At 66.8% G+C, this 19,183-nt stretch carries 15 protein-coding genes; 1 reads left to right on the forward strand and 14 read right to left on the reverse strand.

The genetic code is table 11. From position 1 onward, the window contains the following. Positions 1 to 3: 3 nt before the first annotated feature. From ABNP31_RS14370 to mnxG, 14 genes are all read right to left on the reverse strand, one after another. Complete coding sequence (locus ABNP31_RS14370) at positions 4 to 483, reverse strand: type II secretion system protein (RefSeq protein WP_015270589.1); 480 nt, start codon at positions 481 to 483, stop codon at positions 4 to 6. After that, complete coding sequence (locus ABNP31_RS14375; protein WP_350012419.1) at positions 480 to 2,345, reverse strand: secretin N-terminal domain-containing protein; 1,866 nt, start codon at positions 2,343 to 2,345, stop codon at positions 480 to 482. Before ABNP31_RS14375 ends, ABNP31_RS14370 begins: the two co-directional genes overlap by 4 nt. Next, positions 2,342 to 2,851, reverse strand: coding sequence for a hypothetical protein (locus ABNP31_RS14380; RefSeq protein ID WP_075045048.1), 510 nt, complete (start codon positions 2,849 to 2,851; stop codon positions 2,342 to 2,344). The genes ABNP31_RS14375 and ABNP31_RS14380 overlap by 4 nt, the downstream gene beginning before the upstream one ends. Continuing rightward, entirely contained in the window at positions 2,851 to 3,414 is a 564-nt protein-coding gene (locus ABNP31_RS14385; protein WP_025339367.1) for a GspMb/PilO family protein, read from the reverse strand. The genes ABNP31_RS14380 and ABNP31_RS14385 overlap by 1 nt, the downstream gene beginning before the upstream one ends. Next, positions 3,401 to 3,943: a PilN domain-containing protein gene (locus tag ABNP31_RS14390; protein WP_075045046.1), complete on the reverse strand. Its 543-nt coding sequence runs from the start codon at positions 3,941 to 3,943 to the stop codon at positions 3,401 to 3,403. The genes ABNP31_RS14385 and ABNP31_RS14390 overlap by 14 nt, the downstream gene beginning before the upstream one ends. Before the next feature lies 1 nt (position 3,944). Beyond that, complete coding sequence (locus tag ABNP31_RS14395; protein ID WP_025339369.1) at positions 3,945 to 4,736, reverse strand: hypothetical protein; 792 nt, start codon at positions 4,734 to 4,736, stop codon at positions 3,945 to 3,947. Further along, a complete protein-coding gene (locus ABNP31_RS14400) occupies positions 4,720 to 6,525 on the reverse strand; it encodes a GspE/PulE family protein (RefSeq protein ID WP_256573529.1) in 1,806 nt (601 codons plus the stop codon). Before ABNP31_RS14400 ends, ABNP31_RS14395 begins: the two co-directional genes overlap by 17 nt. Before the next feature lie 60 nt (positions 6,526 to 6,585). Next, positions 6,586 to 7,119: a response regulator gene (locus tag ABNP31_RS14405; RefSeq protein WP_031325917.1), complete on the reverse strand. Its 534-nt coding sequence runs from the start codon at positions 7,117 to 7,119 to the stop codon at positions 6,586 to 6,588. A gap of 248 nt (positions 7,120 to 7,367) precedes the next feature. Then, the gene (locus ABNP31_RS14410; RefSeq protein WP_085588441.1) at positions 7,368 to 8,009 is read right to left on the reverse strand and encodes a SurA N-terminal domain-containing protein; all 642 of its coding nucleotides are present in this window, start codon (positions 8,007 to 8,009) and stop codon (positions 7,368 to 7,370) included. Positions 8,010 to 8,021: 12 nt separating this feature from the next. Further along, positions 8,022 to 9,512: a cytochrome c/ABC transporter substrate-binding protein gene (locus ABNP31_RS14415; RefSeq protein ID WP_350012420.1), complete on the reverse strand. Its 1,491-nt coding sequence runs from the start codon at positions 9,510 to 9,512 to the stop codon at positions 8,022 to 8,024. A 239-nt stretch (positions 9,513 to 9,751) separates the two neighbouring features. Further along, positions 9,752 to 10,417, reverse strand: a complete 666-nt coding sequence (locus ABNP31_RS14420; protein ID WP_085665553.1) for an SCO family protein — start codon at positions 10,415 to 10,417, stop codon at positions 9,752 to 9,754. Next, complete coding sequence (locus ABNP31_RS14425) at positions 10,414 to 11,070, reverse strand: SCO family protein (RefSeq protein ID WP_238066415.1); 657 nt, start codon at positions 11,068 to 11,070, stop codon at positions 10,414 to 10,416. Before ABNP31_RS14425 ends, ABNP31_RS14420 begins: the two co-directional genes overlap by 4 nt. Then, the gene (locus tag ABNP31_RS14430; RefSeq protein ID WP_085588433.1) at positions 11,067 to 13,043 is read right to left on the reverse strand and encodes a cytochrome D1 domain-containing protein; all 1,977 of its coding nucleotides are present in this window, start codon (positions 13,041 to 13,043) and stop codon (positions 11,067 to 11,069) included. The genes ABNP31_RS14425 and ABNP31_RS14430 overlap by 4 nt, the downstream gene beginning before the upstream one ends. 20 nt (positions 13,044 to 13,063) lie before the next feature. After that, a complete protein-coding gene (gene mnxG / locus ABNP31_RS14435; protein ID WP_350012421.1) occupies positions 13,064 to 18,913 on the reverse strand; it encodes a manganese-oxidizing multicopper oxidase MnxG in 5,850 nt (1,949 codons plus the stop codon). Positions 18,914 to 18,942: 29 nt separating this feature from the next. Between mnxG and ABNP31_RS14440 the strand changes: the two genes are divergently transcribed. Next, the gene (locus ABNP31_RS14440; RefSeq protein ID WP_085665557.1) at positions 18,943 to 19,173 is read left to right on the forward strand and encodes a hypothetical protein; all 231 of its coding nucleotides are present in this window, start codon (positions 18,943 to 18,945) and stop codon (positions 19,171 to 19,173) included. Positions 19,174 to 19,183: the final 10 nt, after the last annotated feature.

Genomic DNA, 19,183 nt, shown 5'->3' on the forward strand with positions numbered 1-19,183 from the left:
CTGTCACCATTGCCCGTAGGGGATGTTGTTCAGGCCTTTGCCGCGGGCCTTGGAATACACGTCGAACACGTCTTCGCCTTCGCGCGGGTTGTCGGGGCTGCTGTCGTAGGCGCGCAGCCCCCACCCGCCTTCGTCCTCACCCTTGGCCGCCACCAGCGGGTCGTGCGGGATGCGCCGCAGGAAGTAGAACTTGGCGCCCTTGGCGCTGCGCACATCGCGCACGCCGTCCACCAGCACTTGCAGGTTCGGCGGGTAGCCACTGGCGTCCAGGCGCTTCTCGATATAGCCGGCATCGAACGCGCGCTTGTAGGCGTCGATGGCGTCGCGAATCTGGTACAGCGCCTCGCGCAGCTGCTGTTCCTTGCCGCGGCGAACCACGGTTTCGGTCAGCGGCGCGGCCATGCTGGCAAGCAGCCCGAGCAGTGCCAGGGTCAGCACCACCTCGATCAGGCTGAAGCCCTGCATGCGGCGCTGCGCGATCATGGCCGCGGGCTCCCTTTGGCCGGGGCGATCGCCATCTGGCTTTCCACCACCGGGGCATCGGTGGCCGGGGCATTGCCAGGCACATCCGCCGGCGGCAACGGCGCCATCTGCCGCACCTGCATGGCCGACTCGGTGCCGGTGGCGAACTCCATGTCCGACGGGCTCTGGTACGGCAGGTTGCGCACGATGCGCGGGGTGATCGCCAGCACCAGCTCCGACTTGCTCATGTCGTCCTTGTTGCTGCCGAACAGCCGGCCCAGGCCGGGGATGTCGCCAAGGCCCGGGATCTTGTTGCCGCTGGCGTTGTGGTCGTTGCGCACCAGCCCGGCCAGCACCTGGGTTTCGCCATCGTGCAGGCGCAGGGTGGTCTGGGCGTTACGGGTGTCGACCTGGACCGGGATGGTGCCCTGGCGCGTGGCTTCCAGCGGGGTGGCGTTGCTCACCTCCAGGGCTACCTTGATCGCCACTTCGTTGTTCAGGTGCACGGTGGGCTGCACCTCGAGCTTCAGGCCCACGTCCAGGTAGGTGACGCTTTCGGTGATCACCGGGCCCTGGGTGGACGGCACCGAGGTGGCGCTGATGATCGGTACCCGCTGGCCGATGTGGATGCGCGCCTGCTCACGGTTGCTGACGCGGATCACCGGGCTGGCCAGGGTGTTGATGTCCTTGTCCTGGGCGTTGATCTTGGCCTGCGGTGCCGGCGCGATACTGATGCGGCTGGAGTCGATGCCCTTGAGCTGGTCGAGCACGCTCACCGGCTGGCCGTCGGAGCTCAGCACGCCGAAGGTGTTGGGCCATTGCAGGCCGAGGTCGAGGATGCGCGAAGTGGCCACTTCCATCACCTCCACTTCCAGCACCACCTCGGGGTTGGACTGGTCCTGCGACTGCAGCAGTTTCTCGGCCATGCGCACGGCGTCGGGGGTGTCGCGCATGGTCAGGGTGTTGAGGCGTTCGTCGACGAACACGTCGCGGGTCTTGAGCATGGTCTTGACCATGTTCAGCGCGGTGTTGGAGTCGATGCTGGTCAGGTAGAAGGTGCGCATGACCAGTTCCTGGTAGTCCTTGGTCTTCTGCGGCGAGTCGGGGTAGATCATCAGGGTGTTTTCGTTGACGATCTTCTGCCGCAGCTGGTTCTGTTCCAGCAGCAGCGCCACGGCGTCCTCGATGCGCAACTCGCGCACGAAGATGGTTGCCTTCATGTCCGGGCGCATGTCCTTGTCGAAGATGAAGTTGATACCGGCGACCTGGGACAGCACCTCGAAGATGCTCTTCAGGTTGGCATCGCGGAACTCCAGGGTCACCGGCCGCTCCAGCTTGCTGCGCAGCTGCGGGAACGGCTGCGCGGTGCGCGCCTGCACGTTCTCGATGTCGCTGCGCAGGGCAATGCCCTTCTGGTTCTGCGGGTCCAGGCGCAGCACTTCACGCATGTAGCGCTCGGCACCGAACAGGTCGCCCTGGCGCAGCGCCGCCTGGCCCAGCGCCACGCGCTCGTCGAGGGTGCGGATCAGCTCCAGCTGGCGGATGCCTTCCTGGGCGCGGCGGTTGTTCGGCTCCAGGGTCAGCACCCGGCCATAGCCCATGCGGGCGCTGGCGAAGTCGTGGCGGATGCGGTCGGCGTCGGCCTGGGTCAGCAGCGCCTCGACCGCAGCCTGGCGGCTGTGGGCCAGGGCGATGTTCAGCTCGGTGTCACGCGGGTCCTCGCGCAGGGCTTCTTCCAGGCGGGCGATGCCGGCTTCGTACTGGCCCTCCTTCATCAGCTGGTCGCTGTCCTTGCGTACCGCGCTGGAGCCGCAGCCGGCAATGGCCACGCACAGCGCCATTAGCAGGAACGGAGCCGGTTTGCACAGCTTTGACGACTTCATGGTGCGCTCCCTACAGACAAAGTCTGCGACTGATGCAAAGGCAGGTAGACCAGGTGCAGCTCGCTGGCCGATACCCGTTCGAGGCGGTAGGTGTCTTCGATCACGTCGCCCTGGCGCACGACGTAGAGTTTTTCGCCGCTCTGCAGGAAGATCTGCAGGTCGTCGCGGTCGCCGATGCGGCCAATGAACTGGAATGGCAGGGCCGGTGCAGTCGGGGCTGCGGCTACGGCGGGTGCGGTGACCACGGGTTGTTCGGTGACGGTGGCCAGGGCCTGGGGTTTGGTCCATTGCTGGGTTGGGAAGAGATCTCTTGAGGCTTGTTCCGGCCCTTTCGCGGGTAAACCCGCTCCCACAGGGACCGTGGATACCGCCGATTTTGTGGGAGTCGGTTTGCCCGCGAAGGGGGCAACACTGTCTTCCTGGCCGAACCAATGGCCCGGGGCCCAGGCCAGCGCCGCGCTCACGCCGAGGAAGCCAACCCAGATGACAGCACGTTGTGTGTTCATCACGACCTCGACAGGTAAAGGGTCATGCGCAGGCGGGCGTTGAGCTCGCTGTCGCCAATGCGTTTGCGTTGCAGCTCCAGGTCTTCCAGCACCAGGGTCGGCAACTGCTTGAGCAGGCCCCTGAGGAAGCCGCGAATCTGCGGGTAGCTGCCGCGCACCGGCAGCACGATCTGGTAACGCGCCAGTTGCGTCCTGGGGTCGATGCCCAGGGCATATTCGCCACGCGCCAGGCTGATATGCTCGGCGCTGGCCAAGTGGTACAGGCGCTCGATCAGCTCGCTGGCCCGGGGCTGCCCCGGCAGTTGCTGGCGCAGGCTGTCGAGGGCCTGCTGCTCGGGCTTGATGGCGATCTTCAGCTCGCCACGCCTGACCCGCTCGACCTGCACGCTGGCGTCCGCTTCGGCGGCGCGCAGTTCGCGCAGGTTCTGCCATTGCGGCAACACCCCGGCGCACAGCACGCCCACGGCCAGCAGGCCCACCGCAATTGCAGCCAGGCCGACCGGGCCGACGCGACGCAGGCGTTCCTGGAGGATCAGGCTGTTCAGCGATTCACGGGCGCGCATGGCCGGTCTCCCAGGTGGCGGTGAGGGTGAAGCGCACCGGGTGCTCGGGCTGCGCGGCCAGCACCTCGTGGTTGAGCAGCGACACATCGCTGAGCTCGGCACTGGCTTCCAGGCGCTGGTGGTACTGCAGCATCGCTTCCAGGTTGCGCGCCTCGGCGGTTATGCGCAGCTGGCCTTTGCGCGCGTCGGGGGCCAGGCTGAGCAGCGCCACGTCGTCCTGGGGTTGCGCTTCAAGCATGGCGAACAGCTGCTGCCAGGGCCGTTGCAGCTGCTGCGACACGCTTTGCATCTGCGCCAGGCGCTCGGCCTGTTCGCGGCTGGCGGCGCTGCCCAGCGGTGCGACAGTGGCCGGGCGACGGCCCAGTTGCTGCTCCAGGCTGTGCACGCTGGCCTCCACTTCGACCTGCTCGGCCTGCAAGCTTTGTTGCAGCAGCACCAGGCCGGCGACCATGGCACTCGCCACGGCCAGCAGCGACCAGGCCAACGGGCTGTTGCGCCGGGGCTGGAATTCCAGGTCGAGGCGGCGCATGTCAGGCCACCGCCCGCCACATGGCGCACAGCGGGTCGGCGTCGCTGGCCGGCTGGCACAGCTGCACCGCCGCCAGTTGCGGCACCTCGCCCCGGCCCGGGGCATGCAGGTAGACCCGTGGCAGGTGTTCGCCGTACAGCTCGCAAGTGCGCTCGATCAGTGCTTGCAGGGCCTGGTCGCTGTCGGCGCAGCCTTGCGCCAGCACTTGCTGCCAGGCCCCGCCGGCGGCCAGCAGCAGCACGCTGCGGCGCGGTTCGGCCAGGACGAACAGGAAGTCGCCCTGCTCCAGCTGTGCCGAGCAGCGGTTGTAGGCGGCCATCAGGTACGGCTGCACCGAGCGCAGGCTCAGGTGGCTTTCCCGGCCCAGCGCCTGCAGCCGCTGCAGCAGGGCTTCGGGCAGCGCCGTGGCGATGCGCGCGGCACCGGCCGGCTCGGGCGACAGCACGATGCGCCAGTCGTCCAGCGGCTGCCCGTAGAGGTTTTCGAAACAGGCCCGGGCGTAGGCGTCCAGTTCGCGCGGGTGGCTGATGGCATCACTCCAGGGCACCAGGCAGAAGCGGCTGTAGCGGGCCGACAGCAGCACCCGCAACTGGGCACCGCGCACGGCATGCTCGGCCAGCAGGGTGGCCAGGGCATCGACGGCGGCCTCCCAGGCCGGTTGGGCGGCATCACAGGTAAAGTCGCGGCTGCCCAGCCATTGGTGGTGATTGGCGTGCCAGCTACCCAGGCCTACACCTTCGGCGCCGAGTACGGCACTGTATCTGTAAGCGCCACGATCAGATGAATGTGACACGGTTGATCTCCTCGAGAGTGGTACGGCCATCCCGGACCAGGTCCAGGGCCGAGGCCCGCAGCAGGCGCAGGCCGCGCTGGCAGGCGAGGTTCTTGATTTGCGACAGGGGGCGGCGCTCGACGATCATCTGCCGCAGGTCGTCGTCCAGGTGCAGCAGTTCGGCGATGGCGCTGCGGCCGCGGTAGCCACTGCCGCGGCACTGGCCGCAACCCTGGGCGCGGACGAACTTCCAGCCGGCCACGCCCTCGCGGGTCAGGCCCGCGCCGTACAGGGTGTCGTCGTCGACTTCGCACGGCGTGGCGCAGTGCGGGCAGGCCAGGCGGATCAGGCGCTGGGCCAGCACCGCATTGAGCGCGGAGACGAAGCTGTAGGGGTCGACCTGCATCTGGCTGAAGCGGCCGATCACATCGAACACGTTGTTGGCGTGGATGGTGGTGAACACCAGGTGGCCGGTGAGCGCCGACTGCACGGCGATTTGCGCGGTGTCCGGATCGCGGATTTCACCGACCAGGATCTTGTCCGGGTCGTGGCGCAGGATCGAGCGCAGGCCGCGGGCGAACGTCAGGCCCTTCTTCTCGTTGACCGGGATCTGCAGCACGCCGGGCAGCTGGTATTCGACCGGGTCCTCGATGGTGATGATCTTGTCCACGCCGTGGTTGATCTCGCTGATCATGGCGTACAGGGTGGTGGTCTTGCCGCTGCCGGTGGGGCCGGTGACCAGGATCATGCCGTAGGGTTCGGCGGCCAGCCGGCGCAGGGCGCGCAGGGTTTCCTCGGCAAAGCCCAGGGCCTGCAGCTGCACGCCGCTGACCCGGTCGGACAGGTCCTGCTTGTCGAGCACCCGCAGCACCGCGTCTTCGCCGAAGATGCTGGGCATGATCGATACCCGGAAGTCGATTTGCCGGTCGCCCACGGCAACCTTGAAACGGCCGTCCTGGGGCACGCGTTTTTCGCCGATGTCCAGCTCGGCCATCACCTTGATGCGCGAGATCACCTGGTCGGCGAAGGCGCTGCCGCTGGCCTTGCCGGCGCCGTTTAGCACACCGTCGATGCGGTACTTGATGGTCAGGCCCTGGCCGGTCATGCCCAGGTGGATGTCGCTGGCGTGCAGCTTGAGGGCGTCGTACAGCGTGGAGTTGACCAGCTTGACCACGCGGCTCTGGTCTTCGCTGATGCTGGCCAGCGACAGGCGCTGCAGCGGGTCGCTTTCGCTGCTGGTTTCGGCGTCGTGGTCAAGGGCGTCCACGGCGTGGAAGCTTTCTTCGTGGCGGGCCAGGAAGGTGGCCAGGTCGGCGGCGTGGGCCAGGTACAGCGGTGCGCCTTGCAGCACGTCGTCGATCCAGGCCAGACGGGCGTGGTCGAAGGGGTCGGCGAACACGCCCAGCAGTTGGCCGCCCTGCTCGATCAGCACGAATTCACGCTTCAGGCACATCGCCAGGCTGACCTTGTCGAAGCGTGGGGTGCTCGCCAGCAGCGTGTGGCTGCCCAGCACCGGGTAATGCAGGGTCAGGCCCAGGCGCTGGGTGAAGGTGTCGGGGGTGTCGCCGGCCAGCTGTTCCAGGCGGGTGAGCAGGCGTTCGTCGCTGGTTTGCAGGCGGGCCTGGGCCAGCAGGTCGCGGGGGTAGGCAGAATATGCTTTTACCTGTGCCGGCCCTTTCGCGGGTAAACCCGCTCCCACAGGATTTTCGATATCTTCAGGATTGCAGTGCCCCTGTGGGAGCGGGTTTACCCGCGAAGAGGCCGGTGCAGGCGGTGGAGCGTCCTGGGTTGCATCGAATGCTTCTGGCATGGCCTGCGACTCCGCTCAGGGGCGCGTCGCAGGCTGGCTCGGCCAGGGGTGCGGGCGCCGCTATTCCCCTGTGAGCAGTTGATCGTCGTCGGGCCCTGGGGGCTTGGCGCCGTTACGGCGGCGGTCGGCCAAAACCCAGCTTCCATCGTACAACTGCAGGGGGAACGATTCGTTCCTGTTCTGGCGTCGTTCGACGAACCCTTCAGCCGGGTTGTCCGTGGCCCTGCGCCGGCGCTCGATGCCCATCAGGTCGAAGACTGCACGGGCCAGTTCCACCAACGGGAACGGCTTGAACAGGACATGGCTCACACCCAGCTCGGCGGCCCGCTCACGCACTTCGACGGTGGGGTGGGCGGTAATCAGCACGAAGTGGCACTGCCTGTTCCTGCGTACGGTCTCCAGAACCTGAAAACCCTCCATGTCGGGCAAGCGGTAATCCAGCACGATCACTTGCGGTGCCAGGCTTGCAGCCTGCTCGATACCACTGGCACCGTCGTGGGCAACATGAACTTCCAGGCCTTGCGCCTGCAGGTACGCTTGCAGGTTCTGCGCAAGAGTCTGTTCGTCATCGACTACCAATACTCTGTTCACCAAGGTCGACTCCCAAGAACTGCCCGGTAACCCGGTCTGCGAAGTGCGCCCCTGTACAGGCTTGAGCAGGCTTCGTGCCAGGCGTGAATAGTCATGCTGAATAACCGTAACTCATTGATTTTGCAGGGGCACCGATCACTACCCGCAACGCGGCGGGCAGGCGCACCAGCCCCGTTCCCCACATGCGGGGAAAGCGATGGCACACTGCTATTTCGTTATTCCCCAGCATTGGGGAAACGCCATCAGGGGCCTCAGTCGGCGATCTCCACGGTAGCGGACGCACGCAAACGTTGGCGCACGGACTGGCGCGCCTGCGCCTCCCGCTGCCCGATGAGCGTGGCCCTGGCCAGGACCAGGCCCTGTTCGCGTATGACCGAAGGCTCGTCACTTTGTTGCTGCACTCCTTGCAGGTTTTGCGAATTGGCATCATAGAATGCCTCCACTTCGGCCTCGCTGGGCGCGGCGACCGCGCTGAGCTGGGCGTACACCTGCTGCGCGGCCAGCTCGCGCCGGGTGTACTCATTGTACTGTGCCCTATCGAAACCCGCTTCCGCCAGCCGCCGCTCAAAAATTGCCGGGCTGCCAAGCGCGGCCTCGATCTCGCCCACATGCGCCGACACCTGCTCGTCGCTGATGGCTATGCCGAGGCGCTGGGCCTCCTGCCACAACAGCTCCTTGTCGATCAGTTCATCCAGGGCCTGATCGCGCAGGCGCTGGTACAGGTTCGGGTTGCGGATGCTGGCCACCGCGCGGCCCTGGGCGTCCAGGTATTCGCTGAAATAGCGCTCCAGGCGCATCGTCTCGATCTCCACACCGTTGACCCGTGCCGCCGGCATATCGGCCCAGCTTGCCTTGGCCAGCACCTGCAACAGGCACAACAACAGAACACGCATGGCAACCTCCGCTCAAGGGCTGTCCGGCAGTGGCCGGTACGGGGTGACCGCGGTAAAGCGCGGCCCGGGAAGGGCCACCGCCACCACATGGGCACCGGCCATGCCCTGGCGGCGACCGGGGCCGAAGCCCAGGGCCGGGGTCAGGCCGGTGGACACATCATGCAGGCCCTCCAGCGCGGCAATCAGCTGCTCGCGGCTGGTGTCACGGCCAGTCTGCTTCAACGCTTCGCTCAACAGGCGCAGGGCGCACAGGGTGTTTACCTGCAACGACGCCTGGCGGGGGGCGAGCCCCTGGCGCTGCTGCAGGCCGGCCAGGGTCGCCAGGCCCTGTTCGGTCCAGTCCTCGGGCACGTAGGGATAAGCCAGGAACACCCGTTGCGACCAGAACTCGGGCAAGCGCGCCACGGCGCCGGTCACCTGGCTGGAGGCGCCAAACAGGTATGGCTGGCGGCCGGCTGACTGCAGCGCCGAAGCCAGTTCGGCAAAGGCCTGGGCACGGCCGAGGAAGACAATGCCCTGCCCGTCCACGGCTTTTCCTGCAAAGGCCTGGGCCGCAGGTGTTGCCCAGCCCTGCTGCAGCAGGCGTTCGCGCACCTGTTCGGCCAACGCCGCATGTTCATTGCCGGCATACACCACACGCAGGTCGCCCGCTGCCAGGCCCAGCGCTGCGCGGGCGTGGCCGGCCAGGCTCAGCAATTGCGCGGGCAAGCCGGGCAACGGGTCGAAAATCTGTGGGCTGCCGCCGCTTCGTGGGGTGCTGCCGATCAGCGGTACATTGTGTGGCGCCAGCAAGGTTGCCAGGCGCTGGTCGAGCATGGGTACCAATGGCGCGATCAGGGCGAACACCCGTTCCTGCTCCAGCAACTGCTGCAGTGCCCGTTCGGCGCTGGCCGGGTCGGCGCCCGGGTCGAGCACCACCAGTTCCAGGCGTCGCCCGTGGATGCCACCCTGCTGGTTGAGTTGCGTCAGGCCGTCTTCCAGCACCGCACGCACCACCTGCCCGGCCTCGGCCAGCGGGCCGGATGCCGGCAGCAAGGTGCCCAGGCGCAGCACGCCCTCCTCCACGCCGGGGTCGCGCTCCTGGGCCAGGCGCTTGAGGTAGGCCGTGAGGTTGCGCTGGTCGGCCAGGGTCAGCTCGAAGCGTGGCATGGCCGGGTCCAGGCGATTACCGGCCGGGTCGACGCCATGCTGGATGGCCCGGGCCAGGCTGCTGTCGGTGTAGGCCGGATAGCGGCGGCCGTTGACCTCGCGTTCGCCCTGGCCTTGCGCCAGGCGCTGCCAGTCGAGGCTGGGCGGGCGTACCCCCCCTTCGGCGCGGCCGCGGCCATCGTTGCCGTGGCAGCTGGCACAGGGCAGCACGCTGGCGGGGACCGTCATGTCGCTGACACCGACCCGGGCCTGCAGTTGTGCGTCGCTGCTGGAGACGCCCTGGCGGTAGAGGTGTTTGCCGGCTTGTTCATGTTCGGTCAGGTCCAGGGCAAAGGCAGAAGAAAAGTGTGCCATGCCGAGCACGAACGCCAACCAGATCGCAAGCCCTGTGGGAGCGGCCTTTGTGGGAGCGGCCTTGCGTCGCGAAAGGGCTGCACAGCAGCCCCAGCGATAGTTGCACCAACCCAGATAACGGGGAGCGCTGCGCGCTCCTTTCGCGACGCAAGGCCGCTCCCACAAAGACCGCATCCACAAAGGGAGTTCCCAGAGTGGCAGATGCCACAGAGGCCAATGCCGCAGAGATCGCATGATGCTCACCGCCCTGCCAAAGGCAGTGCCAGCAACTGCATGCGCTGGGCAATCGCCGCAGGCGGCGCATCCGGGCGGATCTTGCTCCAGCGCTTGCCGGCCACGTCGCCGGCAATCAGCTGTGTCGAATGCTGCTCGGGGCTGGGCAGAAACTGGCCGATGCGGCCGAGCACCAGGTCGACATTGGCCTTGTCACCCGTCAGGAACACCCAGTTGGGCCCATCCACGCCCTGCTTCTCGGCAAACGCCTTGAGCACTTCGGGGGTGTCGTTGAGCGGGTCGCTGCTGATCGACACGAAGGTCACCTGGCTGGCCAGCTGCGGCCCCATGGTCTCGCGCACTTCACGCAACTTGCGGGTAATCAGCGGGCAGGCGTCGGTGCAGTGGGTGAAGATCACGTTGAGCATCACCACCTTGTCCTTGAGCACATCGCTGTAGAAGCGCAGCTCGCGGCCGTTCTGGTCCTTGAGCACAGTGTCGGTGAACCAGGTCTGGGCATCGCGGGTGCCGCCGCCACTGGTCATCGCCTGCGGGGCCGGCTGCGGTTCTGGCGCCTGCGGGGCATGGCCTTCATGGGCGAACGCCACCGAGGCGAGGATCCACAGGCAGCCACCCAGCACCAGCCAGTCAAAACCGCGCATGGCAACGCGGCGGTTGCTTACCTGGCTCATGGTTGCACCTCGTGATGGTCGGCAATGGCCGTGCTCTTGGCATGCACCCGGCGGGCGCCGAGGCGGTTGATTTCGTCGATCAGCACTGCCGGGTCGGTGAACCCGTAGTAGCGCGTCCAGTGCCCGGTGCGCCCGTCACCCACCAAGATCAGCGGCGGGTGCTGGCTGAGATCGGCGCTGAAGCTGCCCAGGCCCTTGAGGGTTTCGCTGATGGCGTACGGCGTGCCGGTCAACCAGCTCCAGCCCGGCCCCTTCTGGAAGGCCTTGGCGTAGTCCTGCAGGCGCCTGGCGTCGTCACGTTGCGGGTCGACGCTGATCGACACCAGATGAATGTCTTGCCCTACCCGGCCACCCAGTTGCTGCTGGACCTTGCCCATGATCGACGACACCACCGGGCACACCGTGGTGCAGCTGGTGTAGATGAAGCCCATGACCACCAGGTGGTCACCCACCAGGTCTTTTTCCAGGCGTACCGGCATACCGTCCTGGTTCAGCAGCGAGACATCGGCAAAGCGCACGCTGGCCTTTTCCTGGCGCGCCGCCGGCGGCTGTTCGGCGTGGCCGTTGTGATCGTGGCCACCATGGGCCAGAGCCAGGTTGCCGGCCAAAGCCAGGCTCAGGGCCAACAGTTTGCAAGCATGCTTGGCGCTCATCGCAGACTCCTCACGTCATTCTCGGAAACGGTGGACGTTGCGGCCGGCAGGACGCGCAGGCTGGTGTAGTTTTCCTCGGCGAACCTGCGCCCCAGCGACGGCGACTGCACGTGCAGGTACCAGGCGCCGGCTTCAGGCAGGGTCAGGGCTGCCTGATAGATGCCCTCGCCCACCTCCTCCAGTTGCAGGTTTTGCGGCATGGACGAAGGCGCCAGGAAGTAGCGCAGGCTCAGGTCGCTCAGGCCCAGGCGCGGCTGGCCGTCGTCGCCGACGATGCGCACCCGCGCGGTAACGGCGCTGTGCTGCGACAACGGCCGGTCCAGGCCGATGAACTCGGCGTGGGCGCCCTTGCGCTTGCCGGCATTCGGCGCTGCGGCCACGTCGGTGCTGAAGCAGTGGATGATCTGCGGCTGGTTGAGCAGGAAGGCCACGTCGAACTTGCCGGCGGCGGGCATCTTCACCGTCGAGCCGTACACGCCCGGCGCCAGTTCGCGCAGGCTGCGGTCGACGACGATGGCGGCGCGGGCCTGGTGGCCACGGTTGTTGTAGCCGGACATCGGTGCGTTCATGCCTTCGGCGTAGAAGTAGGTGGTGTTGTCCACCGGATTGACCACGAACACCGAATTGTCGTCACGCGACACCGACAGCCCCTGGGCCAGCGGCAGGTCACCGGCCTGGCGTGGCGCCGCCGGGCCGGCCTCGAAGCCCTGGATGATCGGCGAACGCCCTTCGCCCAGGCTGGCCAGGTTGATCATGCTCACCTTCGGCGAAGCCAGGCCGCGCACGTAGGCATAGCCCTTGGTGAAGGTCAGCTGGTACGGCTCGGCCGCCACCGGGATCTGGTGGATCAGCTTGTCGGTACTGGCGTCGATCACCAGGGCCTGGTTCTCCAGGGTGTTGAGCACGATGCCGTAGCGGCCATCGCTGCTGAAGCGCATTGGCCCCAGGCCCTGGGCGGCCTGGACCGTGTGGCGCAGCTGGTGGTTGCGGGCATCGAACACGCGCACGCTGCCCTCCTCGCCATCGACCACGTACACCGCTTGGGACAACGCCGAATAACTGACCGACAGCGGGTGCGGGCCAACCTTGATGGTCTTGGCCAGGCGCATTTCCGGGATGTCGATGACACTCAGGGTGCCGCTGTCGCGGTTGCTGACATAGGCGTAGCGCGAGTCGGCACTGAAGGCGATTTCGTGGTGCCCGCCGCCGGTGTTGAAAGTTTTCAGGGTGTTGCGCCCCGGTACATCGATCACCGTTACCCCGCCCTTGGCCGGATCGCTGCTGTTGTTGCCTACCCACAACCGGTGCTGGTCCGGCTGCAGGGCCACGCGCAGGGGCTGGTCGCCAGCGTTCAGGTCGGCCACGCGGGTGAAGGTTTCGGTGTCGATCACCGAGACTTTGCCGCGCTCCGGGATGGACACGAACACCAGCTTGTCGTCACCGGTGGCCACCCAGTCCATGGGCCGCCCAGGCAGGTCGATGCGGGCCATGGTACTGGTCACGCCGCCAACCGAAACGGTCGGGTCGATCACCGTCAGGCTGGCGTCCTTGTTCATCATCAACAGGAAGTAGCTGTTCAAGTCGAGCAACGGCCGGGCGCCGATACTGCTTTTGAGGAACAGCGCGACACGGGCCTTGCAGCTCTGGTCGCGGTCGCCCTCCGGGGCCGACTGCGTCGGGTCGATCCACGCCCCCGGGGCCATGCCCGACAGCGGCTGGCCACTGGCCTGGTCGCTGACCTTGAAACGGATGTTGGCGAAGCTGCCCTCCTGCAGCTCGCCCCCCGCCAGCGGCCGGGCCTCGAACTCCACGGTCACGCCGTCGCGGCTGAGCCGGTGCGGGGCCTGCGGGTCGTCAGAGCCCTGCAAATACTCGCGCGGATCGCACCAGAGGCTTTCATAGGCCACGCCCAGGCCGATCAGCACAGCCCCCAGTGCTACCCCCATGTATGCAAGGCGGGTTTTCTTGTTCATGTTCGCGCCCCCATTTACCGTCACTGCGCCGGTGCCGTTGCCGGCGGCGCTTCATTGGTCACCCGCAAGATCCCCCACAGCCCCGAGAGGTTGCCGTAGGCGGCGTAGTCGCGGAACAGGTAGTCACCCGCCACCGCGTTGGCGCCGCCGGCACTGGGCAGCATGAAGCTGAAGTGCGCAGCCGGCAGCACGCTTTCCTGGGCACCGATGTACATGGCCATCGGGTTGTAGCCGAAGCGCACCGAGCCGATGCCGGGCTGCCACATCGGGTAGCCGTACTCGTCGCTCTTCTCGGCCTGGTAGTTGTGCAGCGGCCACAAGTGGCCATCCAGCTGGTAGACCATGCCGCGGCTGCCGCCACTGGGCATCACGATATGGTTGCGCACTGGCTGGCCGGGCTTGGCGTACAGCACCGGGGTTTGCGGGTCGCCGCCGACCAGGGCGTTGGCGTAGGCCATGTGGGCGTTGGGCACATCGCCAAAGCCCAGGCCGGCGGCGCGGCCGAAGGGTGAGTCGGGGGCCATGCCGAAGCGCAGCCACAGGGGCTCGGTCTTGTAGTTGACCGCCATGTTGCCGTTGTCCTGCGGGTCGCCGGCGGCGCCGTTGCCTTCGGTATTGATGCCCTCCACCGGGCGGCCGTCGGCCCAGCGCATGTTCAGCGCACGCTGCCAGACCGTGACGAAGTCGCGGTAGTCCGGCTGGCCGGTGACCTTGACCGTGGCCTGGGCCCGTGTTGCGCCGTCCTCGGTCCAGGTGGCGGTCTGCGGCAGGATGCTCATGGCACCCACCAGGCCTTTCTGCGGCTGCTTGATGAAGTCCGACGGGGTCAGGTTGAGGCCGCCGAACTCGATGGCCGTGGTGTTGATGTTGTCCACCGTGCGGCCCAGTTGCGACACCGGCTTGCCTTCACGCTCCAGGTGGCCGGCATAGTACTGGTAGGTACGGGTCGGCCAGGCGCCACTGGTGCCGGCACGCGGGGCCACGGTCTGCACCGGGTTGAGGCCGACGTTGGCACCGTCGGACTTGGTGATGTCGTAGGCCAGCAGCTGGGCATGCAGGCCCACGTGGCTGGACGGCCGCATCAGGTTGTTGGCAAAGGCGGTGGCACCCTCGCTGTCGAAGCGGTCACGCTTGACCACGTTGTGCATCACCGCAGTGCTGGGCAGGTCCGGCATCACCAGTGGCAGGCGGTTTTCCAGGGTGATGCTGATGCACTCGCCGGCGTTGGCGCGCAGCACCAGCGGCTCCACGGGCACACCCGCCTTCAGCTTGCCGGTGGTGGCGTCCAGGTCGGCCTTGCGCACGTACAGGATTGCGGTCGGGTCGTGCAGCGGCGCGCTGTGGCCACCGATGGTGAAGGGTTCCCCATCTTCGGGGTCTACCCCACTGACCAGCGGGATGGCGGTCTTGCGGCTGTTGAACACCAGGGTGCCGCCGTTGGCCTTGAGCGGGCCGCCGACATGCTGGCCGACACCGGCCGGGTCGTTGATGCTGACGCCGTTGCGGTTCTCGAGGATGTCGTTGGCCAGTGCCGCGACGATTTCGTAGCTGCGCTTGACCGTGGGGCGGCTGCCGATGCCGTTGGGATTGGCCGTGGCTTTCGGGCAGATGCCGTCGAAGTTGACGGTGTTGCGCATGGCCACCGGCTGCGGGTTGTTGGGCAGCGGGAACAGGTCGGCACGCTGCGCGGTGTAGTTGCGCATGATGCCCCAGATGCCGTTCCAGTAGCCCTCCAGGGCCGCGTCCAGGGAATACAGGTAGTCACCGTTGGTGGCCGCCGAACTGGAGATCATCGACACCGGCGCCATGAAGCCCAGTTGCTCGGAAATACCGATCATCTGCGATGACTTCCAGCCCGAGTTGGAGCTGTTGCCGTAGCCGGTGCCGTTCTGCAGCCACTTCACGCCATGCAAGGTGACGTTGTGCTCCTCTTCATGGCCGCCGGCGTGCATGCGCAGGCGTACGTTGTCACCGGAGTAGGTGCGCAGCATCGGGGTAAACGGGTCGCCCGGTTCGCTGCCGGCCGCGTTGATGTGCGGCGGGAACAGCGTGGTGCCGCCGGTGGGGCCCACGGCCGAAGTAATCGCCGACGGAGCCAGGTTCATGGCCGGAATCGCCCGGTCGGTACGGGTTTGCAAGGCATAGCTCAGGTCGCCGGCCAGGCCGTCGGCCTGCATGCCACGCTTGCCGTCCGGGCCGACCTTGTTCGGGTCGTACACACGCAGGGCCAGGGGCTCGTTGCGGTAGTTGACGACGAACATGCCCGGGTCATCCACCGAAATCGCCTGCGGGCAGGGCCGGCTTGGGCAACCGGGGTTGATGCCGCCGCGCTCCTCGACAATGGCCTCCAGCAGGTTCGACGCCTTGCCGCGCACCGGCGGGTTGATGGCGTAGCGGAAGCTGTCGGCGGTGGCCGGGTACGACTGGGCATTGGGGATGCCGTCCGGCCCGGCGCCGACATACACACCGGCCTCGTAGGCGTGCTGGAAGTCGCTGTATTCCAGGAAGAACTCGCGGTAGCTGTCGTTCTTGCCGTCGCCATCGTGGTCACCGGTCTGGATCACCGCCTGCCACGAGGTCGGGCCACCGTCCTGGCGCGTGGCCGGGTTGTACAGCTTCTCGCCGGTTTCGGCGTGGTACCAGGTGGAGTTGGCCGGCTCGGCCAATACGGTGGCATACAGCCCAAGCTGCTGGTGGGTCGATGGGCCGAGGTGGTCGTGGGTGAAGATGGTGCCCAGGCCACGGTCGACGTTGTACACGTTCACCAGCGGGTCGGCGAACCAGCGCTGCATGGCCGTGCGTGCGCCCAGCCAGTCGGCCCGGCCGAAGCGGCCGAAGTACGGGTGCTGCCGGGCTTGCGGGCAGGCGGCGGTGCCGTCGCGGCTATCGCCCTGGGTGCAGCCGTTGTAGGCACGAATGGCCTGCACCCGCTCGACCACACTGCCGGGCGAGAGGATGCCGTCTTCGTAGTTCCAGCCGTTGGCCGAGCCATCGGCGGCGGTCAGGTCCCACTTGGGCAGGTGAATGTGCTGGCCGATCACGTCGGTCGGGGTGCGCACCTGGTAGTCGTCCATCTCGTAGATGTTCGGGATCAGGTTGGTGTGCTGGTACATGGTGCAGTCGAAGGTGTTCATGCGCATCACCAGCGGCTCTGGCGGGCGCTGCTTGGTGATCACCGGCCAGGCGTCTTCCCACAGGGCGATGATGCGGGCCTGCGGGAAGTGGTAGCCGACCTTGTTGTACACCGCGTCGAACTGGATGTTGGCGCCCTTGTAGATGCGTGGGCGGTCGGCGGTGAAGGCCGAGGCGCCACGGAAGTTCAGGCCCGCCAGGCTCTCGCCGCTGAAGTACTCGCCTACCCCGGAAGACTGGGTCAGGCGTTTGCCCCGGTCATCCATGCACGGCTCGTAGAACGGCGCGCCGGCAGTCGGCAAGGCGCCGTTGGTGCGGAACGCCTTGGCCACCGGCTGGCTGCCGGGGATCAGGGCGAAGCTTGGGTGTTCGGCCAGGGCGTGGAACTGCATGGCCGCCTGCTCGACATCGGTGCCCTCTTCGGGCAGGTAGATCGGCTTGGCCTTGTGTACCACCTTGGTGAAATCGAGCTTGGTGGTGGTGGTTTCGGCCTCGCCGCCGGCGGATACGCCGTCCAGCGCGTGGCGCCCCAGGCCGCCGTCCCAGCCATCGACCTGGTTCGGGTCGAGGTTGGCCCACAGTGCCTTGCCGCTTTCCTTGAGCTGGCGTGCCATGGCCGGGTCGAGCATGTCCAGTGGCGGGGTTGGTGGGCGGTTGCCCACGCTGCTTTCCATGCCGCCGATCCAGAACGGATAGCCAGGGTTCTTCAAGGTGCCGTCGGCGTTGCGGTTGGCGTCGCTGCGGTCGACCAGTGCCAGCGAGCCGATGGCCTTGCGAACCGGCGCCTGGTTGGCTGGCTCCTCATCCTCTTCTTCCTCGGGCTCGTCGTCATCATCATTGGCGGCAACCAGCGCTTCGGACAGCTTCGGTACCACCACCACCTTGCCTGGCATCGGCGCCATGGCCTTGCCGGGCAGCGGCACGATGGCCGGGATCGGCGTGCCGGCAACGATCTCGCCATCGGGCAGGGCCCGGGCGCCAACCGCCGGCTTGCCGCTGCGCAGGGCGAACGGGGTGTTGTGGAAGCCGTTCTCGCCCTGCCCGCTTACCTCGAGGCGGGTGCCTTCCTCGAACACGTCGTGCACCCGCCACATGGCCCACATGCCCTGGGCGAAGTGCGGGTAGAAGTGGCAATGGTAGATGGCATCGCCCGCCACCCGGTTGCGGTTGCCCGAACCGCCGTTGGCGATTTCGTAGGTGTAGCCGACCCCCGCGCCGATGCCCTGGGCATCGATGTAGTCGGAATTGTCGTCATTGGGGTTGAACAGCCACTGGTGGCCGTGCAGGTGGAAGATGTGCTGCTCATGGCCGTTGTGGGTGTTGCGGAACTTGGTGAAGTCACCGATGTAGCTGTGGTGCACGTTGGCCGGTTCCGCCGGGAACAGGGCCATGCTGGCCTTGACCCCGATTGCGCTGGCCGGTGGTACCTCGCCAGGGCGGATGTGCTCCAGGCCGACGTTGGCCGGCACGTCCACCAGCGTACCGACGTCACCGACAGTGTGCGCACTGAGGAAGAACTCCTCATAGGCGCACGACAGGCAGTCGTGCATCGGCCCCACGCCCAGGCGGTTGGCCACCACTTCGGCGCCCATGCCACCGGAACCGTAGTTGATCATGAACGAGTCGCGGGTGGGTTCCAGTACGTGGCCCATCACCGGGTCCGCCCAGTAGCCAGGGAACGCCTGGGTGCCGGCGACCTCGTCGGCGAACTGCGAGGCGAAGTCACGGAACGCCTCCAGGCGGTTGGGCAACGCCGGGTTGCGCTTGCCCAGGCTTTCCAGCGGGTAGGTGGATTTGGGGAAGCTGCCATCGGGGTTGGGGCCCATGACGATGGCATCGGTTTCGCTGTTGATGATCTGGTTGCCGTCGACCATGGCAATGATCGGCTTGCCAGCCTTGCCTTCGGCGATCCAGGGTTGCATTTGCGGGTAGCGGGCTTCGTAGTCGATCACCGGCTGGCCGGTGGCGGTACGGCCGGTGGTGGCCAGGCGCATTTCTTCTTCGGTGAGGGTATTGCGGTAGGTGCGGCCGAGTTTGGGCACCACCACTACCTGGCCGAACAGGCCGTTGGCAACGTTGCCCGCAGTGCCCTCGCCGCCGAAGGTGGCGGCTTTGCTGGTAGCGGCGAAAGCGCCTTCGCGTTCGGCGTACAAGGTATAGCTGCGGGTGCTGCCGGGGCTGACGAAGAAGTTGCCGTTACGCCCGGTGTAGGCAGAAATGTCGGCGATGCTGTTGACCGCCTGCATGCCGTTGACCTGGAAGCCGACCATGCGCTCGGCCACCTGCTCGTCGGCGACGAAGCCTTCGGCGGCTTCGTTTTCGAGCTCCGGCCCCTCCTCTTCGCCCTCAGGCTCTTCAGCCTCGATGCCGTGCTTGTTGGGGTTGGCCTTGTAGTCGAGCAGGTTGGTCAGGTTGACGGTAAGGCATTCACCGGCGGCCACCCGCAGCACGATGGGCCGCGGGCGCTTGTCCGGGCGCAGGGTGACCTTGCCCGGTACTGCCGCCCCGCCGCTGCTGAGGGGGACCATCTTGTCGTCCACCACATCCTCGCGCAGGGCGAACATCATGCCGTTGGCGTTTTGCGCGCCAAGGCGGTTGAACATCAGTGGCTGGTCCAGCGCCACCACGTTGGCGACCAGGGTGCGCTGGCACTGCACGGCGGCTTCGCTGGTCGACTCCCAGCCGAGCAAGGCCAGAACGAGTGATGACAGGATGGGGCCTTTGAGTGGCATCGACATGCTGCACCTCCGGGACACAGGATCTCTGCGTGGAGCTGGAGCAAGGTGTATGCCAGGAGCGGATTGCTTTTATTTTCAGTTGGTTGCAGCGGCAAACGAAACAGATTGGGGAGGATTCCCCAGCGGTTTTCCCCGAAACGGGGGGTGGGTTGCAGGTGTTCGTCATGAGATTTTCATTGCCTGTGAGATCGAGCGCCGCCCGCGCGGCGCTCGATCTCACAGGCACCGACAATGTGGTGGCGAGCCCGTGGCGGCCCTAACCCAATCCCC

The organism is Pseudomonas asiatica (assembly GCF_040214835.1).
Classification (GTDB): Bacteria; Pseudomonadota; Gammaproteobacteria; order Pseudomonadales; family Pseudomonadaceae; genus Aquipseudomonas; species Aquipseudomonas putida_Z.

Excerpts from the sequence above, each read along its gene's own strand:
- ABNP31_RS14425 (WP_238066415.1), bottom strand. The coding sequence starts at position 11,070 with ATGAGCGCCAAGCATGCTTGCAAACTGTTGGCCCTGAGCCTGGCTTTG.
- ABNP31_RS14400 (WP_256573529.1), bottom strand. The coding sequence starts at position 6,525 with ATGCCAGAAGCATTCGATGCAACCCAGGACGCTCCACCGCCTGCACCG.
- ABNP31_RS14390 (WP_075045046.1), bottom strand. The coding sequence starts at position 3,943 with ATGCGCCGCCTCGACCTGGAATTCCAGCCCCGGCGCAACAGCCCGTTG.
- ABNP31_RS14380 (WP_075045048.1), bottom strand. The coding sequence starts at position 2,851 with ATGAACACACAACGTGCTGTCATCTGGGTTGGCTTCCTCGGCGTGAGC.
- ABNP31_RS14370 (WP_015270589.1), bottom strand. The coding sequence starts at position 483 with ATGATCGCGCAGCGCCGCATGCAGGGCTTCAGCCTGATCGAGGTGGTG.
- ABNP31_RS14430 (WP_085588433.1), bottom strand. The coding sequence starts at position 13,043 with ATGAACAAGAAAACCCGCCTTGCATACATGGGGGTAGCACTGGGGGCT.
- mnxG (WP_350012421.1), bottom strand. The coding sequence starts at position 18,913 with ATGTCGATGCCACTCAAAGGCCCCATCCTGTCATCACTCGTTCTGGCC.
- ABNP31_RS14415 (WP_350012420.1), bottom strand. The coding sequence starts at position 9,512 with ATGGCACACTTTTCTTCTGCCTTTGCCCTGGACCTGACCGAACATGAA.
- ABNP31_RS14375 (WP_350012419.1), bottom strand. The coding sequence starts at position 2,345 with ATGAAGTCGTCAAAGCTGTGCAAACCGGCTCCGTTCCTGCTAATGGCG.
- ABNP31_RS14420 (WP_085665553.1), bottom strand. The coding sequence starts at position 10,417 with ATGAGCCAGGTAAGCAACCGCCGCGTTGCCATGCGCGGTTTTGACTGG.
- ABNP31_RS14410 (WP_085588441.1), bottom strand. The coding sequence starts at position 8,009 with ATGCGTGTTCTGTTGTTGTGCCTGTTGCAGGTGCTGGCCAAGGCAAGC.
- ABNP31_RS14385 (WP_025339367.1), bottom strand. The coding sequence starts at position 3,414 with ATGCGCGCCCGTGAATCGCTGAACAGCCTGATCCTCCAGGAACGCCTG.